This is a genomic window from Candidatus Poriferisocius sp. (assembly GCF_965202595.1).
Lineage (GTDB): Bacteria > Actinomycetota > Acidimicrobiia > Acidimicrobiales > Bin134 > Poriferisocius.
Genome location: NZ_OZ241836.1, coordinates 1,349,313 through 1,368,136, shown reverse-complemented (window position 1 = coordinate 1,368,136; position 18,824 = coordinate 1,349,313). Strand labels below are relative to the sequence as shown.

Sequence of the window (18,824 nt, the reverse complement as noted above, 5' to 3'; positions counted from 1 at the left end):
GTCAGTGGCCGGTGGCTGCTCTCCGCAACTCGGTGATCGCGTGGTCGAACCCCAGGTTGTCGGAGAACACCGCGCTTCCGGCCACGAACACCTCGGCCCCGGCCCGGGCGGCGGCGGTGATGGTGACCGGGCCGATGCCACCGTCCACCTCTACTTTCACATCGTGGCCACCCTCGTCGATCATCGCCCGGACTTCGGCCACTTTGGATTCCATGGCGGCGATGTAGGACTGGCCACCCCAGCCGGGGTTGACGGTCATCACCAGCACCAGTTGACACAGATCCAGTACATGGGCCACCGCCGATGCCGGGGTGGCTGGGTTCAGGGCTACACCGGCGTCCATCCCCAATTCTCGAACAGCTCCCAGCGTGCGGTGCAGGTGGGGGCAGGCCTCGACATGTACGGTGAGCAGGTCGCAGCCCGCCGCCGCGTAACGGTGGGCCAGCTCATGGGGAGCCTCGACCATCAGGTGAGCCTCGAACGGTAGCGATACCAGGGGTCGGACGGAGGCGATCACGTCGGGGCCGAAGGTGAGGTTGGGCACGAACCGCCCATCCATCACGTCCCAGTGGATCCGGTCGGCCCCGGCCTTCTCCAAACCGGTGCACTCCTCGCCCAAGCGGGCAAAATCGGCAGGTAGCACCGAGGGGGCGATCAGCACCTCAAAGGCCATGATCCGACCCTACCCGGTGTCGGGTTTGCGAACGCGCACCTTTCATCCCCGCGAGTTGCTGGATCATCCGATGGGTTCGACACGCCCGGTGTCGGGTTTGCGAACGCGCACCTTTCATCCTGCTCCGGTGTCTTCGTCCTGCCGAGGCGATTCAGCGCAGCATTCCGCCGTCCACGAACACCGGGCGGCCGCTCATGAACGCAGAGGCATCGCTAGCCAGGAACACCGCGGCTCCCACCAGATCATCGGGGATGCCGAGGCGGCCGAAGATGGTTTCGGCCGCCACCTCGTCCTCGAAGCGGGCTCGGGCCTGGGGATCCCGGGGCAGGATCATGTCGGTGGCCACGGGGCCGGGCACCAGCAGGTTCACCCGCACTCCCCGGGCGGCCCACTCCCGGGACATGGTGGTGGTCCAGTTGGCCATGGCTGCCTTCGCGGCGCAGTAGGCCCCGATGCCCTCCATCGGCTGGAAGGCCCCCAGTGCCCCGATGTTGATGATGGACCCGGTCCCGCCGGCTGCCAGGTGATCCAGCGCCGCCTGCGACAAAAAGAGAGGCCCCTTGAGGTTTACCGCCAGTATGTCGTCCAGCTCCTCGGGGGTGACCCGGGTGGTGAGGTGGGGGCGCAGGATCCCGGCGTTGTTAACCAGGATGTCGAGGCGGCCGAAGTGGCCGATGGTGGCCTCCAGCAGCGGTTGATGCTGGTCGAGGCAGCCAACATCCACCTGGACGGCCAGAGCCTCCCCGCCGGCCGCGACTATTCGATCGGCCAGGTCTTGGCAAGCCTCCAGCGTGCGGCTGGCCGCCACCACCTTCGCCCCCGCCTCGGCCAACCCCAGCGCCAGCGCGCAACCGATTCCCCGGGAGGCACCGGTGACGATGGCCACTCGCCCATCCAGATCGAACCTATCCATTCATCGACGTTACCGGCTGCGGTGCTTTCAAAGTTGGAACCTTCATCCATCACCGCGTGTCCGGTGCTCGCCCCATCTCTGCCTTCAGCGGCGGTGCTTCCAAAGTTGGAACCCTCATCTATCAGCAATGCCGCCCGTGCACGCGGTAGCCTGGTGACCGTGGATGAGCTCGGTTATACCCCCTTCGACTGCGATAACCACTACTACGAGGCGGTGGATGCCTTCACCCGCCATGTCGAACCGGCCATGCAACCCCGTTGCGTGCAGTGGGCTGAGGTGAACGGTCGCCGCTACCACCTGGTGGGGGGAAAGATCAGCCATGCGGTGGTCAACCCCACCTGGGATCCAATCGCGCTGCCCGGAGCGATGCACGACTACTTCAGGGGCAATCCCGAGGGTCGGAACCCCGCCGACATGTTGAGCAGGCGGGAGCAGTTGCCCCGCTACTACGTGGATGACCGGGATGCCCGGGCGGACAAGGTGGCTGAGCAGGGGCTGCGGTCGGTGTGGTTGTTCCCCACGCTGGGAGTGCTCTACGAGGAGCTGATCAAGACCGACATCGCCGCTGTGTGCGCCTTGTTCCGGGGCTTCAACCGCTGGTTGGACGAGCAGTGGGGTTTCTCCTACCGGGACACCCTCTACGCTTCCCCCTACATTGCGCTGGGCGATGTCGAGTGGGCCTGTGAGGAGCTGGAATGGTGCCTGGACCGCGGTGCCCGCACCATCGTGATGCGGCCGGCGGCGGTGTGGACCGCGGACGGATTCAAGTCACCGGCCGACGAGCACTTCGACCCGTTCTGGGCCCGGATCAACGAGGCCGGCATCTGTGCGGTGGTCCACGCCGGCGACAGCGGCTACACCACCCAGGGCTACGACGTGGACGGCTTCGGCTCGGCCGGCATGGCCAAACAGCGCAAGTACAAGCCCAGCATCAAGGCCTACAACATCGAGCGGGCCGCCTACGACTACCTGATCACCCTGGCGCTGGAGAAACTGTTCGAGCGGTTCACCAACCTGAGGGTTGCCTCGGTCGAGAACGGCTCTCAGTTCTTGGGCGACATGTTCCGCAAGCTGGGCCAGGCCACCAAGAAGAACGTCGGGTGGTTCAAAGAGGATCCCTCCGAGCTGTTCCGTCGCCACGTGTGGATCAACCCCTTCTGGGAGGACGACGTGGCCGAAGTGGTTCAGTACATGGGTCCCGATAGGGTGATCTTCGGCAGTGACTGGCCCCACATTGAGGGCATGCCCCAACCGCTGGACTACCTGGTGGAGCTGAAGGACAAGGGCTTCGACGACCCCACCAAGCAGAAGATCCTGCTGGACAACGTCACCGAGCTGAACCGGCTCCAACCGGCCTGACACCCCTGGTGGAAAACCCACCCAGGGCCCGGTTTCTAACCGGTGAGGCGGCGGAGGTCGTAATGGGTTTCTAACCGGTGGGGTCGCGGTGGGGGCGGTGGAGGTCGTAGCGGGTTTCTAACCGGTGGGGTCGCGGTGAGGGCGGCGGAGGTCGTAGCGGGTGATGGCATCGGTCGCGATTGCGGGATCGAGGTCGCCGCACGCGACCAGGCCACTCAAAACGGCGACGATCACGCTGGGGGCGTCGATCTCGAAGAAGCGGCGCAACGACTCCCGGGTGCCGGAGCGACCGAAACCGTCGGTGCCCAGCGGGATGAAAGGGCGGGGAACCCAACGGGAGATCTGGTCGGGTACCAGGGTCATGAAGTCGGTTACCGCCACCACCGGCCCCCGGCCCCCGCCGAGCCGTTGGGTGACCATCGGCACTCTGGGTTCCTCCCCGGGATGGAGGCGGTTCCACCGCTCCACGGCCAGAGCTTCCTCCCGGGCTGCCTTGAACGAGGGGGCGCTCAGCAGATCCACTCCTATCCGGTAGTGCTCGGCCAGCTCGGCCTGGGCATCCCGGGCCGCCTGGTGGGCGGTTCCGGAGAAAATGACGGTGGCCTGCTGGTCAGTGCCGTTCAGCGGGTGGTTCCACTGGTAGAGGCCTGACAGGATCTGCTCGTCGCTGATGAAGTCGGCCCGGCGGGGCTGGCGGTAGTTCTCGTTGTAGATGGTTATGTAGTAGAAGAGGTCCTCGCCACCCCCGTTGCCGTACATCCGAGCCAACCCCGACCGCACGATGGCCCCCAGCTCGTAGGCGAACGCGGGATCGTAGGCGCAACAGGCCGGTACGGTGGAGGCTATCAGGTGGCTGTGCCCGTCCTGATGTTGTAATCCCTCGCCCATGAGGGTGGTGCGCCCCGCGGTCGCTCCCATCAAAAAGCCCCGGGCCCGGGAATCGGCTGCCGACCAGATCAGATCGCCCACCCGCTGGAACCCGAACATGGAGTAGAAGGAGTAGAACGGGACCATGGGCACGCCCGTGGTGGCGTAGCTGGTGGCCGCCGCCGTCCAAGAAGCCAGCGCTCCGGCCTCGGTGATGCCCTCCTGAAGGAGTTGGCCGTCCTGCCCCTCGGCGTAGGACAGCATCAGGTCGTGATCCACCGGCTCATAGAGCTGACCCTCGGATGCGTAGATCTTGAACTCCCGGAACAGGGAGTCCATGCCGAAGGTACGGGCCTCGTCGGGCACGATGGGTACCACTCGGGCCCCGAAGTCCTCGTCGCGCATCATGTTGCGCAGCATCTGGGTGAACACCATGGTGGTGGACACCTGCCGGCCCCCGGACCCCTCGTCGTAGTCGGCGAACAGCTTGTCGTCGGGCAGCTCGAGGGGCCGCCGGATGTTCACCACCCGGGTGGGCAGGGGTCCGTCCAGCTCCCGGCGGCGGGCCATCAGGTACTGGTGCTCGGGGGAGTCGGGCGGGGGTTTGTAGTAAGGGGGGTTGGCATCGTCCTGGAGGGCCTCGGCGGGGATCTCCTCCTCCAGGCGGAGCCGGGAACGCAGCTCCATGAGCTGGGCTGTGGTCATCTTCTTGATCTGGTGGGTGGCGTTGCGGGCTTCCAGGCCCTCGCCCAGCGTCCAGCCCTTGATGGTCTTGGCCAGTATCACCGTGGGCCGGTCGGTGGTCTCCACCGCGGCCTTGTAAGCGGCGTACAGCTTGAGGTAGTCATGGCCGCCCCGGGGCAGGTCCTGGAGTTCCCGGTCGCTCAGGTGGGCCACCATCTGGCGCAGGCGGGGGTCGGGGCCGAAAAAGTTCTCCCTGATGTAGGCTCCCGATTCGGTGGCGTAGCGCTGGTACTCGCCGTCCACCGTGGACATCATCTTTTCCAGCAGCACGCCGTTGACGTCGTTGACCAGAAGCTCGTCCCAGCGCGACCCCCAGATCACCTTGATCACGTTCCAGCCCGAACCCCGGAAGTTGCCCTCCAGCTCCTGGATGATCTTGTTATTGCCCCGCACCGGTCCATCCAGGCGCTGGAGGTTGCAATTCACCACCCAGATGAGGTTGCCGAGCTTGGCCCGGCCCGCCAGCGAGATGGATCCCAACGTTTCGGGTTCGTCGCACTCGCCGTCACCCACGAAGCACCAAACCTGGGACCCGCTGGTGTCCTCGATGTGGCGGTGGTGCAGGTAGCGGTAGAAGCGGGCGTGGTAGATGGAGTTGATGGGCCCCAACCCCATCGACACGGTGGGGTACTCCCAGAAGTCGGGCATGAGTCGAGGGTGGGGGTAGCTGGACAGCCCGTCGCCGTCGATCTCCATCCTGAAGTTGTCGAGCTGCGATTCGCTCAGGCGACCCTCCAGGTACGCTCGGGCATAGATGCCGGGCGCGGCGTGGCCCTGGATGTATACGGCATCGCCGGGCCGCCCGTCCTCCTTGCCCCGGAAGAAATGGTTGAACCCCACGTCGTAAAGGGCGGCCGAGGAAGCGAAGGTGGACAGGTGCCCACCGATGCCGTCGGCCTTCTTATTGGCCTTGACCACCATGACCGCGGCGTTCCATCGGATGAAGGCCCGGATGCGGCGCTCGATGAACTCATCGCCGGGGAAGAACGGTTGCTGGGCGGTGGGGATGGTGTTCACATACGGTGTCTGCACCGTGCCCGGCAAGCCCATGTCCAACTCGTCGGCCCGGTCCAGGAGGCGGCGCAGCAGGTACCGTCCCCGCTGGCGGCCAAAAGCATTGACCACGGCGTCGAGGCTGTCGAGCCATTCCCGGGTCTCATCCGGATCGGTGTCCGGTAGTTGGTGGGAAAAATTCATGGTCACGGCACAATGCTTTCAATTTGGTGGGAAAAATTCATGGTCACGGCGCAATGGTTTCAATTCCGGGGTTTGTTTTGCCAGCACAGAAAGATGCCGGAGTCAAAAAAATTCACCGACCATTACCCAGTCCAAGCACCAATACTTATAGCATAGGAAGATGACCGAATCAGAGAAACCCACGGTGGTGTACACCGATGGGGCTTGCCGGGGCAATCCCGGTCCCGGAGGGTGGGCCTGGGTGGTTCCCGATGGGCGGTCCGGGTCGGGCGGTGCCCCACAGACCACCAGCAACCGGATGGAGCTGATGGGCGTGCGGGAGGCGCTGCTGGCGTTGGATGGGCCACTGGAGGTGTACAGCGACTCGACCTATGTGGTCAACTGCTTTCGCGATGAGTGGTGGCAGGGGTGGCTCCGCCGGGGTTGGCGAACGGCTGACAAGAAGCCGGTGGCCAATCGCGATCTGTGGATGCAGATCATTGAGCAGTTTCAAACTCGATCCATTGTTTTTCACAAGGTTAAGGGCCATTCCGGGGATTACTGGAACGAAGAGGCCGACCGTCTGGCCACCGAAGCCGCCGATCAGCAGTACCAGGTGGAGGAGCAGAGCTTGTTCTGAGTGGGGGGCGGTTGCTCACTGGAGCAGAGCTTGGGAGCAGAGCTTGTTCTGAGTGGGGGGCGGTTGCTCACTGGAGCAGAGCTTGGGAGCAGAGCTTGTTCTGAGTGGGGGGCGGTTGCTCACTGGAGCAGAGCTTGGGAGCAGAGCTTGTTCTGAGTGGGGGGCGGTTGCTCACTGGAGCAGAGCTTGGGAGCAGAGCTTGTTCTGAGTGGGGGGCGGTTGCTCACTGGAGCAGAGCTTGGGAGCAGAGCTTGTTCTGAGTGGGGGGCGGTTGCTCACTGGAGCAGAGCTCTCAGGGTGGCTTCCAGGTCGGGGTGGTGGAACTCGAACCCGGCGGTGGTGAGGGCGGTGGGGTGGGCACGGGTGCTGGAGAACAGCAGTTCGTCGGCCAATTCGCGACCCAGCAGGAGTTGAGGACCGAACCGGGGGATAGCCAGGAAGGCGGGCCGGCGCAGCACCGATGCCAGAGTCCGGGTGAACTCCTGGTTGGTTACCGGATTGGGGGCGCACAAGTTCACCGGCCCGGCAATGTCGGATTCCAGAAGGTGGGTCAGCGCCCGGACCTCGTCCTCCAGGGTAATCCACGGCCACCATTGCCGGCCTCGACCCAGCGGTCCCCCCAAACCCAGCTTGAACAGGGGCAGCATCCGGGTGAGGAAGGGCGCGTTCTCGGCCATGACCAGCCCGGTGCGAGCCAGAGCCACCCTAATACCGGCCGCGGTGGCGCTGGTGGCGGCCGCCTCCCAATCGGCAACCAGGGTGGCCAAAAAACCGGTTCCGGGGCCGGATTCCTCATCCAGCACCTCATCACCCCGGTCCCCGTAGAAGCCGACTGCCGATCCGGCCACCAGCACTCCCGGTGGGTTGGGGTTGGCCATCATGGCTTCAACCAAAAGTTCGGTGGCCCCAACCCGGCTCCGCCGCAACTCCCGGCGGCGGTTTTTTGTCCAGCGCCGGTCTGCGATCCCCGCACCGGCCAGATTTACCACTCCTTCGACCCCGTCGAAGGCATCGTCGTCGATGGCCCCGGTGGCCGGGTTCCAGTAACGGGTGTCGTCGGCTCGGGCGGCTGGATCGCGCCCCAACCGGATGACCTCGTGGCCGGCGGCATTGAGATGGTTCACCAGCGCGGTTCCGATCAATCCCGATGCTCCGGCAACTACCACTCGCATTGGCCCATTTTACGGTCGGGGGGAAGGTTCGATGCGGGCAATCCTGCTATTGCCGTTTATCCGTTCGGGCCTAACGGTTTCTGCTGGAGCAGCAGCTTGGAGGGCGAGGCCGGTAATGTGGTTCCGTGCCTCCATCCGATGAGAAGACACCACCCGGCGAGAACCGTCCTTTCGATATCGAGCAGGGTGGGGGAGAGAAGCCCTCAGCTCCCCGCTCGCTCGCCGATGGGCTCCGCCGGATCAACGCCCGAATGGTTCTGGGCGCGCTGGCCGCAGTGGCGCTTATCGTGTTCATCGCCCAGAACACAGGCGAGGTGGAGGTCAACTTCCTGGGGTGGGACTGGGATCTGCCGTTGTTCCTGCTGTTGCTGATCACCATCGTTCTCAGCGTGGTCTGCGCCGAGATCGCAAGCTGGTACATGGGCCGGCGGCGTAACCGCTGAACCCCCCCTCCCGCCTCGTGAGCACCAGCGGTGCCGGTTTTCCCTGCGGGAGCCCATGGCCGGCGCGGCGTAATCGCTGAGCCCACCATGAGCACCCGCCGGTTGATCCTGCTGGCCCTTCTGTGCGGGGTGGCCATTCTGGTTGCGTTTGCGGTTCAGGCGGTGCTGATCCTGCGATAATCCCGGCATTTATCGAGATCGAAATAGGTGATAATTTGGCGTGGGTTCAGGCGGTGCTGATCCTGCGATGATCCGGCATCGGGCTGGACAGCTAGGCCAGCAATGTCGCGGTATCAGCCACGGTGGTGCTGGGTGGATGACCGCTGGTGATGGGCACCGGTAAGCTGGGGTCGTGAGCAGTGACCATGACCTGGTGGTGGTGGGCGGTGGTCCTGGAGGCTACGCCGCCGCGCTGTACGGGGCCGCCGCCGGCCTGGATGTCGCCATGGTCGAGAAGCAGAAGTTGGGAGGGACCTGCCTGCACGTGGGTTGCATTCCGGCCAAGGAGCTGCTGGAGACCGCGGCGGTGTACCGCACTGTGGCTCACGCCGGCCGGTTCGGCATCACCGCGGGGGCACCGGTGGTGGACATGGGGGCGGCCCAGGCTCGCAAGCAGCAGATCGTGGATCAGCTCCACAAGGGCGTGAGCAAGCTACTGGAGGGGCGGAAGGTTACCCTCCTGGACGGCTGGGGTTCGCTGGAGGCGGATCGAACGGTGTCGGTCTCGGGTGGGGAATCGGGCGAGATCACGCTTGCCGCCGATCACGTTATTTTGGCCACCGGGTCGGTGCCCCGGACCTTGCCCGGCTTTGAGGTGGACGGGGAGCGGATTATGACCAGCGATGACCTCCTGTCCATAACCGCCCTGCCGAAACGGGCCGCGATCATCGGCGGTGGGGCCATTGGGTTGGAGTTTGCCTCGTTGCTGGCCGATCTCGGATCCGAAGTCACGGTGCTGGAGGCTCTACCCCGCATCCTGATGGGAGCCGATAACGATGTGGCGAGGCTGCTGGGGCGAGCGTTCAGGAAGCGGGGCATCGAGGTGAGATCGGGCGTGACTGTCAACAGTTGCCGGAGCGCCGGTGATGCCATCGAACTCGACATTGAGGGCAACGATCCCCTCGCGGTGGATGTGGTGGTGGTGTGCGTGGGTCGCCAACCATTCACCGACGGCCTGGGTCTGGACACTGCTGGGGTAAAAAAGGACGAGGGGGGGTACGTGGCAGTGGATGAGTACTGCCAAACATCCCTTCCGGGGGTTTACGCCGTGGGTGACGTGATCCGAACCCCGCAGTTGGCCCACGTGGCCTTTGCCGAGGCCATCCTGGTGGTTAAGCACCTGCTGGGGGAGTCGCCGACACCGGTGGACTATGCCAATGTTCCGTGGGCCATCTACTCCCATCCCGAGGTGGCCTTCGTGGGCCACACCGAGGAGTCGGCCATTGAGGCTGGGCACAACGTGGTCACTTCCGTGCACCGGTTCACCGGTAACGGGCGAGCCATGATCGTGGGGGAGACCGACGGATTGGTCAAGGTGATAGCCGAGCGGTCTGTTGACGGTACCGGGGGGCGCATCCTCGGGGTTCACATGGTGGGGTCGTGGGTGACCGAGCAGCTTGGCCAGGGTTACCTGGCCGTGAACTGGGAGGCCACCGTGCCCGAGGTTGCCGAGTTCATCCAGCCCCACCCCACCATGAGCGAGCTGTTCGGCGAGTCGGTGCTGTCATTGACGGGTCGGGCACTGCACTGAGCACCATGTATTCGCCCACAACGGTACGGAGATTCGATGTCTGAACAGGATGGAAGAGCACCATGTATTCGCCCGCAACGGTACGGAGATTCGATGTCTGAACAGGATGGAAGAGAAGCATCGGGGGGATTTGATGTCTGAGGTCAGGATGCCCCAATTGGGGGAGACGGTGGTGGAGGGGACCATCACCCAGTGGTTCAAGCAGGTGGGGGAAGAGGTTGCCGAGGATGAGCCCCTCTTCGAGGTATCCACCGACAAGGTGGACTCCGAGGTGCCATCCCCCATGTCGGGGGTGTTGTTGGAGATCGTGGCCGCTGAGGGTGAAACCGTGGAGGTGGGGGCGGTGATTGCCATTCTGGGTGAGACGGGCACAGCCTCGGTTCCTTCTGTGCCGGTTTCGGAGCCGGTGCCGCTTCCTTCTGTGCCGGTTTCGGAGCCGGTGCCGCTTCCTTCTGTGCCGGTTTCGGAGCCGGTGCCGGTTTCTCCCGTGCCGGAACCTTCCCCAGAGCTGGTGGAGGAGTCGAGTGCTCAGTTATTGACCGGCGAGGCGATGGTGCTGTCACCGGTAGTGCGCCGCCTTATCCACGACAACGAGCTGGACCCTTCACGGATCACCGGGACGGGCAAGGGCGGGCGCATAACCCGCGCCGATGTCGAGGCGGTAATTAGCCAGAATCGCAGGGCCGGTGGCCCACCGGCACCGGCTCCGACCTCGGCCCCCCCTGCTCCCAGTCGAGCATCGGGGCGGGACACCATCGTGCCCCTCAGCAACATCCGCCGCATCACTGGCGAGCACATGGTGCGATCCAAGGCTGTGGCTCCCCATGTGCTCACTGCGGTTGAGGTGGATTTCGAGCGGGTTGAGCAGGTACGCCAGGCCCATCGCCAGCAGTTCCGGGCTGATAACGGCTTCAGCCTGACCTACCTGCCGTTCATTGTCCGGGCGGTGTGCGACTCCCTTCACGCTTACCCGCACATCAACGCCTCGGTGGGTGACGGCGAGCTGGTGGTCCACAACTACGTGAACCTGGCCGTCGCCGTGGACCTCGACTTCCAGGGACTCCTGGCCCCGGTGGTCGTAGATGCCGACCGCAAGCGTCTGGTGCCCATAGCCCAGGAGATAGCGGACCTGTCGCAACGAGCTCGGGCCAAGAAGCTGAACGCCGACGAGATCTCCGGTGGCACCTTCACCCTCACCAACCCCGGCCAGTGGGGCACGATGATGCAGTTTCCCATCATCAATCAGCCTCAGGTGGCCATACTGTCCACCGATGGCATTCGCCGCCGGCCGGTGGTCATAACCGGGGAGGACGGAACCGAGGCCATCGCCATCCACTCGGTGGGCGTGCTGGCCCTGGCCTGGGATCATCGGGCCTTCGACGGAGCCTATGTGGCCGCGTTTCTCGACCACCTGCGCTCCATTATCGAAACTCGCGACTGGCACGCCGAGATTCCGTGATCTGCGAGATTCCTTGAGCTGTTCAGATGCGATGGGGCTTCCGGCGATGGTGTCCCCGGCGGTGGGTGATTTGCCGTGAGCCTTCGGATTCGATGGTTGGGTCGGGTCGCCTATCGGGATGCCCACGCTTGCCAGCAGGCCCTGCTCCAGCGGAAGGGCAACTACCTGCTGCTGCTGGAGCACCCCCACGTGTTCACCCTGGGGTTGAGGGGGAACGAATCCAACATCCTGGTCGACCCCGCCGATGTGGGGGCCGAGTTGGTGCATACCGACCGGGGTGGGGACGTCACCTATCACGGTCCCGGCCAGCTCGTCGGCTACCCGGTGATGACCGTGCCCGGCAAGCGGGGCGGGGGCCTGGCCGACACGGTGGCCTACGTGCGCTCGGTTGAGCAGCTCCTGATCGATGTGCTGGGTGATCTCGGGCTCACGGGCTGCGGTAGGTTGGCCGACTATCCCGGAGTATGGGTGGCACCCGGGGGCGACAATCCCCGCAAGATCGCGGCCATCGGTGTGCGTCTCAACCGCACCCGCTCCATGCACGGTTTCGCCCTGAACGTGAACTGCGACCGGGAATGGTTCGACCGCATCGTGCCTTGTGGCATTCCCGACAAGGCGGTCACCACTCTGGCCGGCGAGGGGCTTGAAGTTTCCATGAGGGAGGTGGTGGATGCGGTAGCCGTCCGGGCCGCCGACCGTTGGGGCCGGGGGGAAGTGGATCGCGCCGATGTGGCCTGGCGCCACAGCCCCGATGATCTGAGCTCGTTCAGCGGAGGTCGGGTACCGGACGGGGGTACCGACGGTGAGGGTCGCCGGCAGCATCCCTCCCGTGTCCCCTTCAGCGGAGGTCGGGTACCGGACGGGGTCGCCCATAATAAGGCTCGCCGGCAGTCCCGGATGGTCGAGGCCGGGTTGGGGGAAGGGCTGGCCATAACCGAGCGGAAGCCACCCTGGTTGCGGGTGGCGCTGCGAACCGGCCCCGAGTTCCGCAGGCTGCGGTCGGTGTTGCACCATCGCGATCTGGTGACGGTGTGCGAGGAGGCCGGGTGTCCCAACATCTACGAGTGCTGGAACGAGGGCACGGCCACGTTCATGATCAACGGCGAGCGCTGCACCCGGGCGTGCGGGTTCTGCCTGGTGGACACCCGGTATCCCGAACCCCCCGATCCCGACGAACCCGAGCGGGTTGCCGATGCGGTGGAAGCCATGGATCTGGACTACGCGGTCATCACCGCGGTGGCTCGTGATGATCTGCCCGATGGGGGAGCCGCAGGTTTTGCCGCCACGGTGGCCGCCGTCCGCAGCCGTACCCCCGGGGCGCGGGTGGAGGTTCTCATCCCTGATTGCCGGGGTGATCCCAGCGCTCTCAACGTGATCTTTGCCGCCCGACCGGACGTGTTGAACCACAACATCGAGACGGTGGCTCGGCTCCAGCGGGTGGTACGGCCCTCGGCCGGTTATGCCCGCAGCCTGGCCGTGCTGGGCCGGGCCAAGAGGGCGGGGCTGGTCACCAAATCCTCGATCATTGTCGGGATGGGGGAGACCGACGAGGAAGTGGCCCAGACCATGGCCGATCTGGCCGCGGTGGGCACCGATATCCTTACCGTGGGCCAGTACCTGCGACCCACGAGCCATCACCTGCCGGTGGCTCGCTGGGTGCCTCCCGAACGGTTCGAGTGGTACCAGCAGGCCGGCCTGTCGCTGGGCCTCTCCCATGTGGAGGCCAGTCCCCTGACCCGGAGTTCTCACCACGCCCAGCAGGCCTATTCCCAAGCTCTGCTATCGACAGCCGAAGTGAGAGGGGCATAATGGTGAGGCAGTTCCTAGGAGTCGAGTATCCGGTGGCTGAGCGTTTGGTGACCAGGATGGTTTACGGTGCCAGTCGTGATGGTGTGTATCCAGTCGAGTATCCGGTGGCTGAGTGTTTGGTGACCAGGAGGTAGATGTTGGCGATGTTCTGTCAAAGGATGGATCGGGTGCGGGCCCTCATGGTCGGGGAGGGGGTGGATGTGCTCCTGCTGTCGGTAGGGGCCGATCTGCCTTACTTCTGCGGTTACGAAGCCATGCCCCTGGAGCGGTTGACCATGCTGGTCGTGCCCCGCGAGGATCACGCCCGCCTCATCGTCCCCCGGCTGGAGGCCCCGAGGGTGGTGGAGCGTCCCGACGTGTTCGAGATCCTCACCTGGGATGAGACCGACGATCCCATCGAGTTGGCTCGCGGCCTCATCGGTGCCGCCTCGGTGGCGGCCATCGGTGACCACACCTGGGCCGGGTTCCTGGTGGATCTCATGGGGGTACTGCCCTCGGTGGAGTTTCGCCGGGCTTCCGAGCTGACCAGCCCATTGCGCCAGATCAAGGATGCTGCCGAGGTGGAGTCGCTCAGAGCTGCCGCTGCCGCCGCCGACAGAGTGGCCGCCGCCCTCCAGGCCGGTGATATCCCCCTGGTCGGGCGAACCGAGGCCCAGGTGTCGGCCGAACTGGGCCGGCGGCTGCTGGCCGAGGGTCATCAACGGGTCAACTTCGCCATCGTGGCCGCAGGAGCCAACGCGGCCAGCCCCCACCACGAACCGGGGGAGCGGGTTATCCGGCCGGGCGAGGTGGTGCTGTGCGACTTCGGGGGAACCCTGGCGGGCACCGGCGGGGTGGGTTACTGCTCCGACATAACCAGGTGCGTGCATCTGGGCGATCCGCCCCCGGAGCTGACCGATGCCTATGAGGTTTTGTTCGAGGCTCAGGCAGCTCAGGTGGCGGCCTCGGTTGCCGGACAGCCCTGCCAGGAGGTGGACCGGGTGGGTCGGGCAATGATCACCGAGGCCGGTTTCGGCGACAACTTCATTCACCGGACCGGTCACGGCATCGGTACCGAGGCCCACGAGGATCCCTACATCGTGGAGGGCAACCTTCGGGAGCTTCGTCCCGGTCACGCCTTCTCCATCGAACCCGGCATTTACCTGCCCGGACGGTGGGGGTTGAGGCTGGAGGACATCGTGGTGGCCGGCGTAGATGCCCCCGACAACCTGACCACCGCCGACCACCACCTGGCGCTCATCGACGCCTGATCCCCCCTCCCGATCCCCAGCACTGTGCGCCTTCGAGTAGGGCTTTGAGGTGATTGAGCTTCAGCCGGCCACGGTTCTGTTGCAACTGGCCGTTGGTGGTTTGGCCTTCACTTGGGTCACCACCCGGCGGCGGGAGGCCGGGCTGGGTTACGGCTGGCTGATGCGCAGTTTTTTCGGGCTCCTGGCCGGGGGTGGGGCCGGGCTGGGTTTTGCCACCGATCCGGTGGCGGTAAGGGACTGGGCCGCGGTAGCCACTTCCATGGCTGCGGCGGTCGCTCTGGTGGTGTCGGTGGTCCGGCGGCGGGCCGGGGTGAGCGGTCAGCGGGAACGGGCGCAGCGGCGCAGCCGCGAGATGGCGGCCATGACCGGCATCGACCGGGTCGAGCCGCGCTTCGACCCCAACCGGGCGGAGTTCCCCCCGGCACTGGATCTGGTGGCCCCCCTGATCGGGCTTATAGGGGTGGTGGCCGGTGGGCTGGACGCCGGGGATCCGGCCGTACTGGCCGTGGCCCGCACGGTTGTTGGGGCCTTCTTTTTGGGGGCGGTTACCAGCTCCATGCTGCTGGGACACTGGTACCTGGTCCAGCCCGGCCTGGCCCGGGGCCCGCTGCTGGAACTGGTCCGCTGGACGGGTTTGCTGTGGCTCCCCGAGCTGGTGGTGATGCTGTGGCCGGTGGGCATGGTCTCGGTGCTCAACGGGAGCATCGACGACGGTTACAACGGTCTTTTGGGCTGGTTCTGGGGGGCATGCACCATCACCACCATCGGGCTGGTGATCCTGGCCCGGGCTGCTTTGCGAGAGCGGTTCTACTCCGCGGTGATGGCCGCTACCGGGTTGCTGTACCTGGGTATCCTCACCGCCTTCGGCATGGACCTGGTGGCCCGGGTGCTGCTCGACACCACATAACCGGATAGCCGGAGTGTTGCTGGACACCACATAACCGGGAGCAGATCTCGAAGTGGTGGGGAGGTGGGTTAGCGGGCGATGAAGTCCTTCGAGCGATTGGGAGGTGGGTTAGCGGACGATGAAGTACTTGGCCTGGGGGTGATGGCAGATGAGCGCCGAGGTGGTTTGCTCGGGTTGGTACTGGAAGCTGGTCTGCTCGCCAACCTCGATGCCGAGACGGTCGGATTCGAGCAGTTGGGCCACGGTGAGGTTGTCCTCCAGGTCGGGGCAGGCCGGGTAGCCCCAGGAGTAGCGTCCACCCCGGTACTGCTGGCGGAACAGGCCGCTCAGGGTGGGGCCGTCCTCGGCCACGAACCCCCACTCGGTGCGGATGCGGTGGTGCCAGTACTCGGCCAGAGCCTCGGCCATCTCCACCCCGAGACCGTGCAGGAGCAGGTATTCCTGGTAGCGATTGTCGTTGAACAGCTTGGCGGTGGCTCTGGACACCTCGGCCCCCATGGTGACGATGTGGAAAGCGGCGTAGTCCACCTCGTCGCCGGCGGCCGGGCGGAAGAAGTCGGCGATGCACAGGAACGGATCCCGGGGCTGGCGGGGATACCGGAAGCGGCAGAGCTCCGCCCCCCGGTCGGGGCTTTCCCACACCACCAGGTCGTCCCCGCTGCCGTTCACCGGAAAGTAGCCGTACACCACCTGCGGTACCAGAAGTCCCTGGGCGGTGGCCGTGGTTAGCTGGTCACGCATGATGGGACGTATGCGGTTCTTGAAGGCGGCATCGTCCTCGCCACCGGTGGGGCGGAACTGCCACTGGTTGCGAAACAGGGCGGTCTCGTTGACGTATTCAGCGATGCCGGCCACCGGTATGCCCTTGACCACCCGGGACCCCAGGAAGGGGGGATCGAACACCGGGTTGCCGGTGGTCACCGACGGGGCCCGTGCCGGCCGGTCGGAGAGATCCCCGGGCGAGTCGCGGCGAGCCCGGCGGGGCAGATCACGGCCTCCCGGCCGGCGACCGAACTCGGGATCATCAATACCGGAACGGCGCAGCTCACCCAGCCGATCCATCACCGCCAGGCCCTCGAAGGCATCCTTGCCGTAGAACACTCGGCCCCGGTAGGTTTCCCGCATGTCCCGTTCCACGTAAGTACGGGTCAGGGCCGCGCCCCCCAGCAGTACCGGGATGTGCTCAAGGCCGCGGTTGTTCAGCTCCTCCAAGTTGTCCCTCATGATGAGGGTGCTCTTCACCAGCAACCCACTCATACCAATGGCATGAGCATCCACCTGGGTAGCCCGCTCGATCATCTCGTTTATGGACACCTTGATGCCCAGGTTGTGAACCTCGTACCCGTTGTTGGTCAAGATGATGTCCACCAGGTTCTTGCCGATATCGTGCACATCACCCCTGACGGTGGCCAGCACGATCCGGCCCTTGCTCCCGGTTTCGTCGGACTTCTCCATGTGCGGTTCCAGATACGACACAGCGGACTTCATGGTCTCGGCCGACTGGAGCACGAACGGGAGCTGCATCTCCCCGGAGGCGAACAGATCGCCCACCGTCTTCATCCCGGCCAGCAGGGGGCCATTGACTATGCCCAGTGCCGCAGTGCCGGCCAGGGCCTCATCCAGGTCGGCATCCAGACCATCCCGGTCGCCGTCGATGATCCGCTGTTCCAAACGCTGCTCCACCGGCCACCCGGAGCGGTCCTCCCCGGCGGTGGCGGCAACGGCAACGTTCTCGAACGCCGCCATGAGCTCCATCAGCGGGTCGTAGCCCTCCCGGCCCCCCGATGCGATTCCCGCCGCCCCCCGGCGGTCGTAGATCAGGTCCAGGCACACATCCCGGTGGTGGGGTTCCACCCGGTTCAGCGGGATGATCCGCCCGGCATGGACGATGGCCGAGTCCAGCCCTGCGGCCAGGCACTCGTGCAGGAAGACGGAGTTGAGCACGTGACGGGCCGCCGGCCTCAGTCCGAACGAAACGTTGGACACGCCGAGAATGGTGTAGGTACCGGGCAGCTCGGCCTTTATGCGCCGGATGGCTTCGATGGTGGCCAGGCCGTCCTTGCGCAGATCCTCGTCGCCGGTGGACAGCGGGAATGTCAGGGTGTCGAATATCAGATCCGGCGGGGCCAGCCCGTAGCGCTCAACCGCCAGATGATGAAGGCGATGAGCCACCCGCATCTTCCATTCCAGATCCCGAGCCTGCCCCTCCTCGTCAATGAGCAGGCACACCACCGCGGCACCGTGTTCCCGGGCCAGAGACAGCACCCGGTGCAGGCGCGACTCCTGGCCCTCGCCGTCCTCCAGGTTGGCCGAGTTGAGGACGGCCCTACCCCCGATCCACTCCAGCCCCGCCTGCATCACATCGGGCTCGGTGGAGTCGAGCACCAGGGGGACGGTTACCCCGGTGGCGAACCGTCGGGCCAGCTCGTCCATGTCGGCGGTACCGTCACGCCCCACGTAGTCGACGCACAGATCCAGCAGGTGGGCACCCTCGCTCACCTGGTCACGGGCGATCTGAGCGCAACCGTCCCAGTCGGACTCCAGCATGGCGTCGCGGAACTTGCGGGAGCCGTTGGCGTTGGTGCGCTCTCCCACCATGAGGAAGGAGGTGTCCTGGTCGAAGGGTACCGCGGTGTAGATGGAGGTGGCCGAGGGGGTCAGCCGCCCGGTCCGGCGGGCGGGGGTCAGGTGCCCACAACGGTCGATGACCGCCTTGAGATGCTCAGAGGTGGTACCGCAGCAGCCGCCGACCACGCTTATCCCCAGATCGGTGATGTAACGGGCCAGGTGGTCGGCAAACTCGTCGGGGCCGACATCGTAGTGCATGCGACCGTCCACCACCCGGGGGAGCCCGGCGTTGGGGCTACAGGCCACCGGTACCGGACACTGCTCGCACAGCAACCGCAGGTGCTCGCCCATCTCGGCCGGGCCGGTGGCGCAGTTGAGCCCGAAAGCGGCGGGGCCCAGGGGAACCAGCGCGGCCAGCGCGGCACCGATCTCGGTACCGGGCAGCATCCGGCCGGTCAGCTCGATGGTGACCTGAACCTGTAGCGGCACCTCCCGCCCGGTGGCGGCCATGGCCCGGCGGCATCCGTTTATGGCCGCCTTGGCCCCCAGCAGATCGTACTGGGTCTCGATGTTGAACAGATCCACCCCGCCGTCCAGCAGGCCCCGGGCCTGGACCTCGAAGGCATCCCGCAGCTCGGCGTAGCGTATCTGGCCCAAAGATGCCATCTTGGTTCCCGGCCCGATCGACCCCGCCACCCAGCGTAACTGCCCGGGCCGGGAGTGGGCGTGGGCCGCTTCCCGGGCAATTCGGGCCGCGGCCCGGTTGATCTCGTAGGCCCGGTCGGCGATGCCGTACTCGGCCAGGGGCACCGCGAACGCCCCGAAGGTGGCGGTTTGCACCGCGTCCACCCCCAAACCCAGATACATGTCGTGCATCCCGGCGATGATTTCGGGGCGGGTCAGGCATAGCAGTTCGTTGCAGCCCTCCAGATCGGGGCCACCGAAGTCGTCGGCGTTGAGGGCCAGTTCTTGAATGTAGGTTCCGAAGGCACCGTCGTAGATGAGAACCCGCTCACGGGTCGCCTCCTGGTAGGAGACCATGGATAGTGAGGTTACCGTTCACGGGGTGGGCAAGTGGTACAAGTAATATCGCG

Annotated in this window: 13 protein-coding genes; 8 read left to right on the top strand and 5 right to left on the bottom strand. The window is 65.5% G+C overall.

Annotated elements, in window-relative coordinates; translation table 11 throughout:
• Window position 1 precedes the first annotated feature (1 nt).
• Entirely contained in the window at window positions 2-673 is a 672-nt protein-coding gene (gene rpe / locus ACOGXC_RS06410) for a ribulose-phosphate 3-epimerase (protein ID WP_419919865.1), read from the bottom strand.
• 151 nt (window positions 674-824) lie between these two features.
• Window positions 825-1,586 carry an SDR family NAD(P)-dependent oxidoreductase gene (locus ACOGXC_RS06405; protein ID WP_419919864.1) on the bottom strand — a complete coding sequence of 254 codons (762 nt, stop codon included), beginning with the start codon at window positions 1,584-1,586 and terminating at the stop codon, window positions 825-827.
• Between the two features lie 153 nt (window positions 1,587-1,739).
• Between ACOGXC_RS06405 and ACOGXC_RS06400 the strand changes: the two genes are divergently transcribed.
• Window positions 1,740-2,945, top strand: a complete 1,206-nt coding sequence (locus tag ACOGXC_RS06400) for an amidohydrolase family protein (RefSeq protein WP_419919863.1) — start codon at window positions 1,740-1,742, stop codon at window positions 2,943-2,945.
• A 117-nt stretch (window positions 2,946-3,062) separates the two neighbouring features.
• On the opposite strand, the gene aceE is transcribed toward ACOGXC_RS06400, so the two are convergent.
• Entirely contained in the window at window positions 3,063-5,753 is a 2,691-nt protein-coding gene (gene aceE, locus ACOGXC_RS06395) for a pyruvate dehydrogenase (acetyl-transferring), homodimeric type (protein WP_419920031.1), read from the bottom strand.
• Window positions 5,754-5,913: 160 nt separating this feature from the next.
• Between aceE and ACOGXC_RS06390 the strand changes: the two genes are divergently transcribed.
• A complete protein-coding gene (locus ACOGXC_RS06390) occupies window positions 5,914-6,372 on the top strand; it encodes a ribonuclease H family protein (protein WP_419919862.1) in 459 nt (152 codons plus the stop codon).
• Window positions 6,373-6,647: 275 nt separating this feature from the next.
• On the opposite strand, the gene ACOGXC_RS06385 is transcribed toward ACOGXC_RS06390, so the two are convergent.
• Complete coding sequence (locus tag ACOGXC_RS06385; RefSeq protein WP_419919861.1) at window positions 6,648-7,544, bottom strand: TIGR01777 family oxidoreductase; 897 nt, start codon at window positions 7,542-7,544, stop codon at window positions 6,648-6,650.
• 125 nt (window positions 7,545-7,669) lie between these two features.
• On the opposite strand from ACOGXC_RS06385, the gene ACOGXC_RS06380 reads away from it, so the two are divergent.
• The 6 genes from ACOGXC_RS06380 to ACOGXC_RS06355 all read left to right on the top strand — a co-directional run bounded on the left by ACOGXC_RS06380 (window position 7,670) and on the right by ACOGXC_RS06355 (window position 15,162).
• Complete coding sequence (locus tag ACOGXC_RS06380; RefSeq protein ID WP_419919860.1) at window positions 7,670-7,987, top strand: lipopolysaccharide assembly protein LapA domain-containing protein; 318 nt, start codon at window positions 7,670-7,672, stop codon at window positions 7,985-7,987.
• Between the two features lie 352 nt (window positions 7,988-8,339).
• Complete coding sequence (gene lpdA / locus ACOGXC_RS06375) at window positions 8,340-9,737, top strand: dihydrolipoyl dehydrogenase (protein WP_419919859.1); 1,398 nt, start codon at window positions 8,340-8,342, stop codon at window positions 9,735-9,737.
• Window positions 9,738-9,843: 106 nt separating this feature from the next.
• Window positions 9,844-11,196, top strand: coding sequence for a dihydrolipoamide acetyltransferase family protein (locus ACOGXC_RS06370; protein ID WP_419919858.1), 1,353 nt, complete (start codon window positions 9,844-9,846; stop codon window positions 11,194-11,196).
• Between the two features lie 75 nt (window positions 11,197-11,271).
• The gene (lipA, locus tag ACOGXC_RS06365) at window positions 11,272-13,005 is read left to right on the top strand and encodes a lipoyl synthase (RefSeq protein ID WP_419919857.1); all 1,734 of its coding nucleotides are present in this window, start codon (window positions 11,272-11,274) and stop codon (window positions 13,003-13,005) included.
• A 143-nt stretch (window positions 13,006-13,148) separates the two neighbouring features.
• Window positions 13,149-14,255, top strand: coding sequence for a M24 family metallopeptidase (locus ACOGXC_RS06360; protein WP_419919856.1), 1,107 nt, complete (start codon window positions 13,149-13,151; stop codon window positions 14,253-14,255).
• Window positions 14,256-14,304: 49 nt separating this feature from the next.
• Entirely contained in the window at window positions 14,305-15,162 is an 858-nt protein-coding gene (locus ACOGXC_RS06355; RefSeq protein WP_419919855.1) for a hypothetical protein, read from the top strand.
• A 108-nt stretch (window positions 15,163-15,270) separates the two neighbouring features.
• Here the strand turns inward: ACOGXC_RS06355 and metH are convergent, their stop codons facing one another.
• Window positions 15,271-18,771, bottom strand: coding sequence for a methionine synthase (gene metH, locus ACOGXC_RS06350; RefSeq protein WP_419919854.1), 3,501 nt, complete (start codon window positions 18,769-18,771; stop codon window positions 15,271-15,273).
• Window positions 18,772-18,824 lie beyond the last annotated feature (53 nt).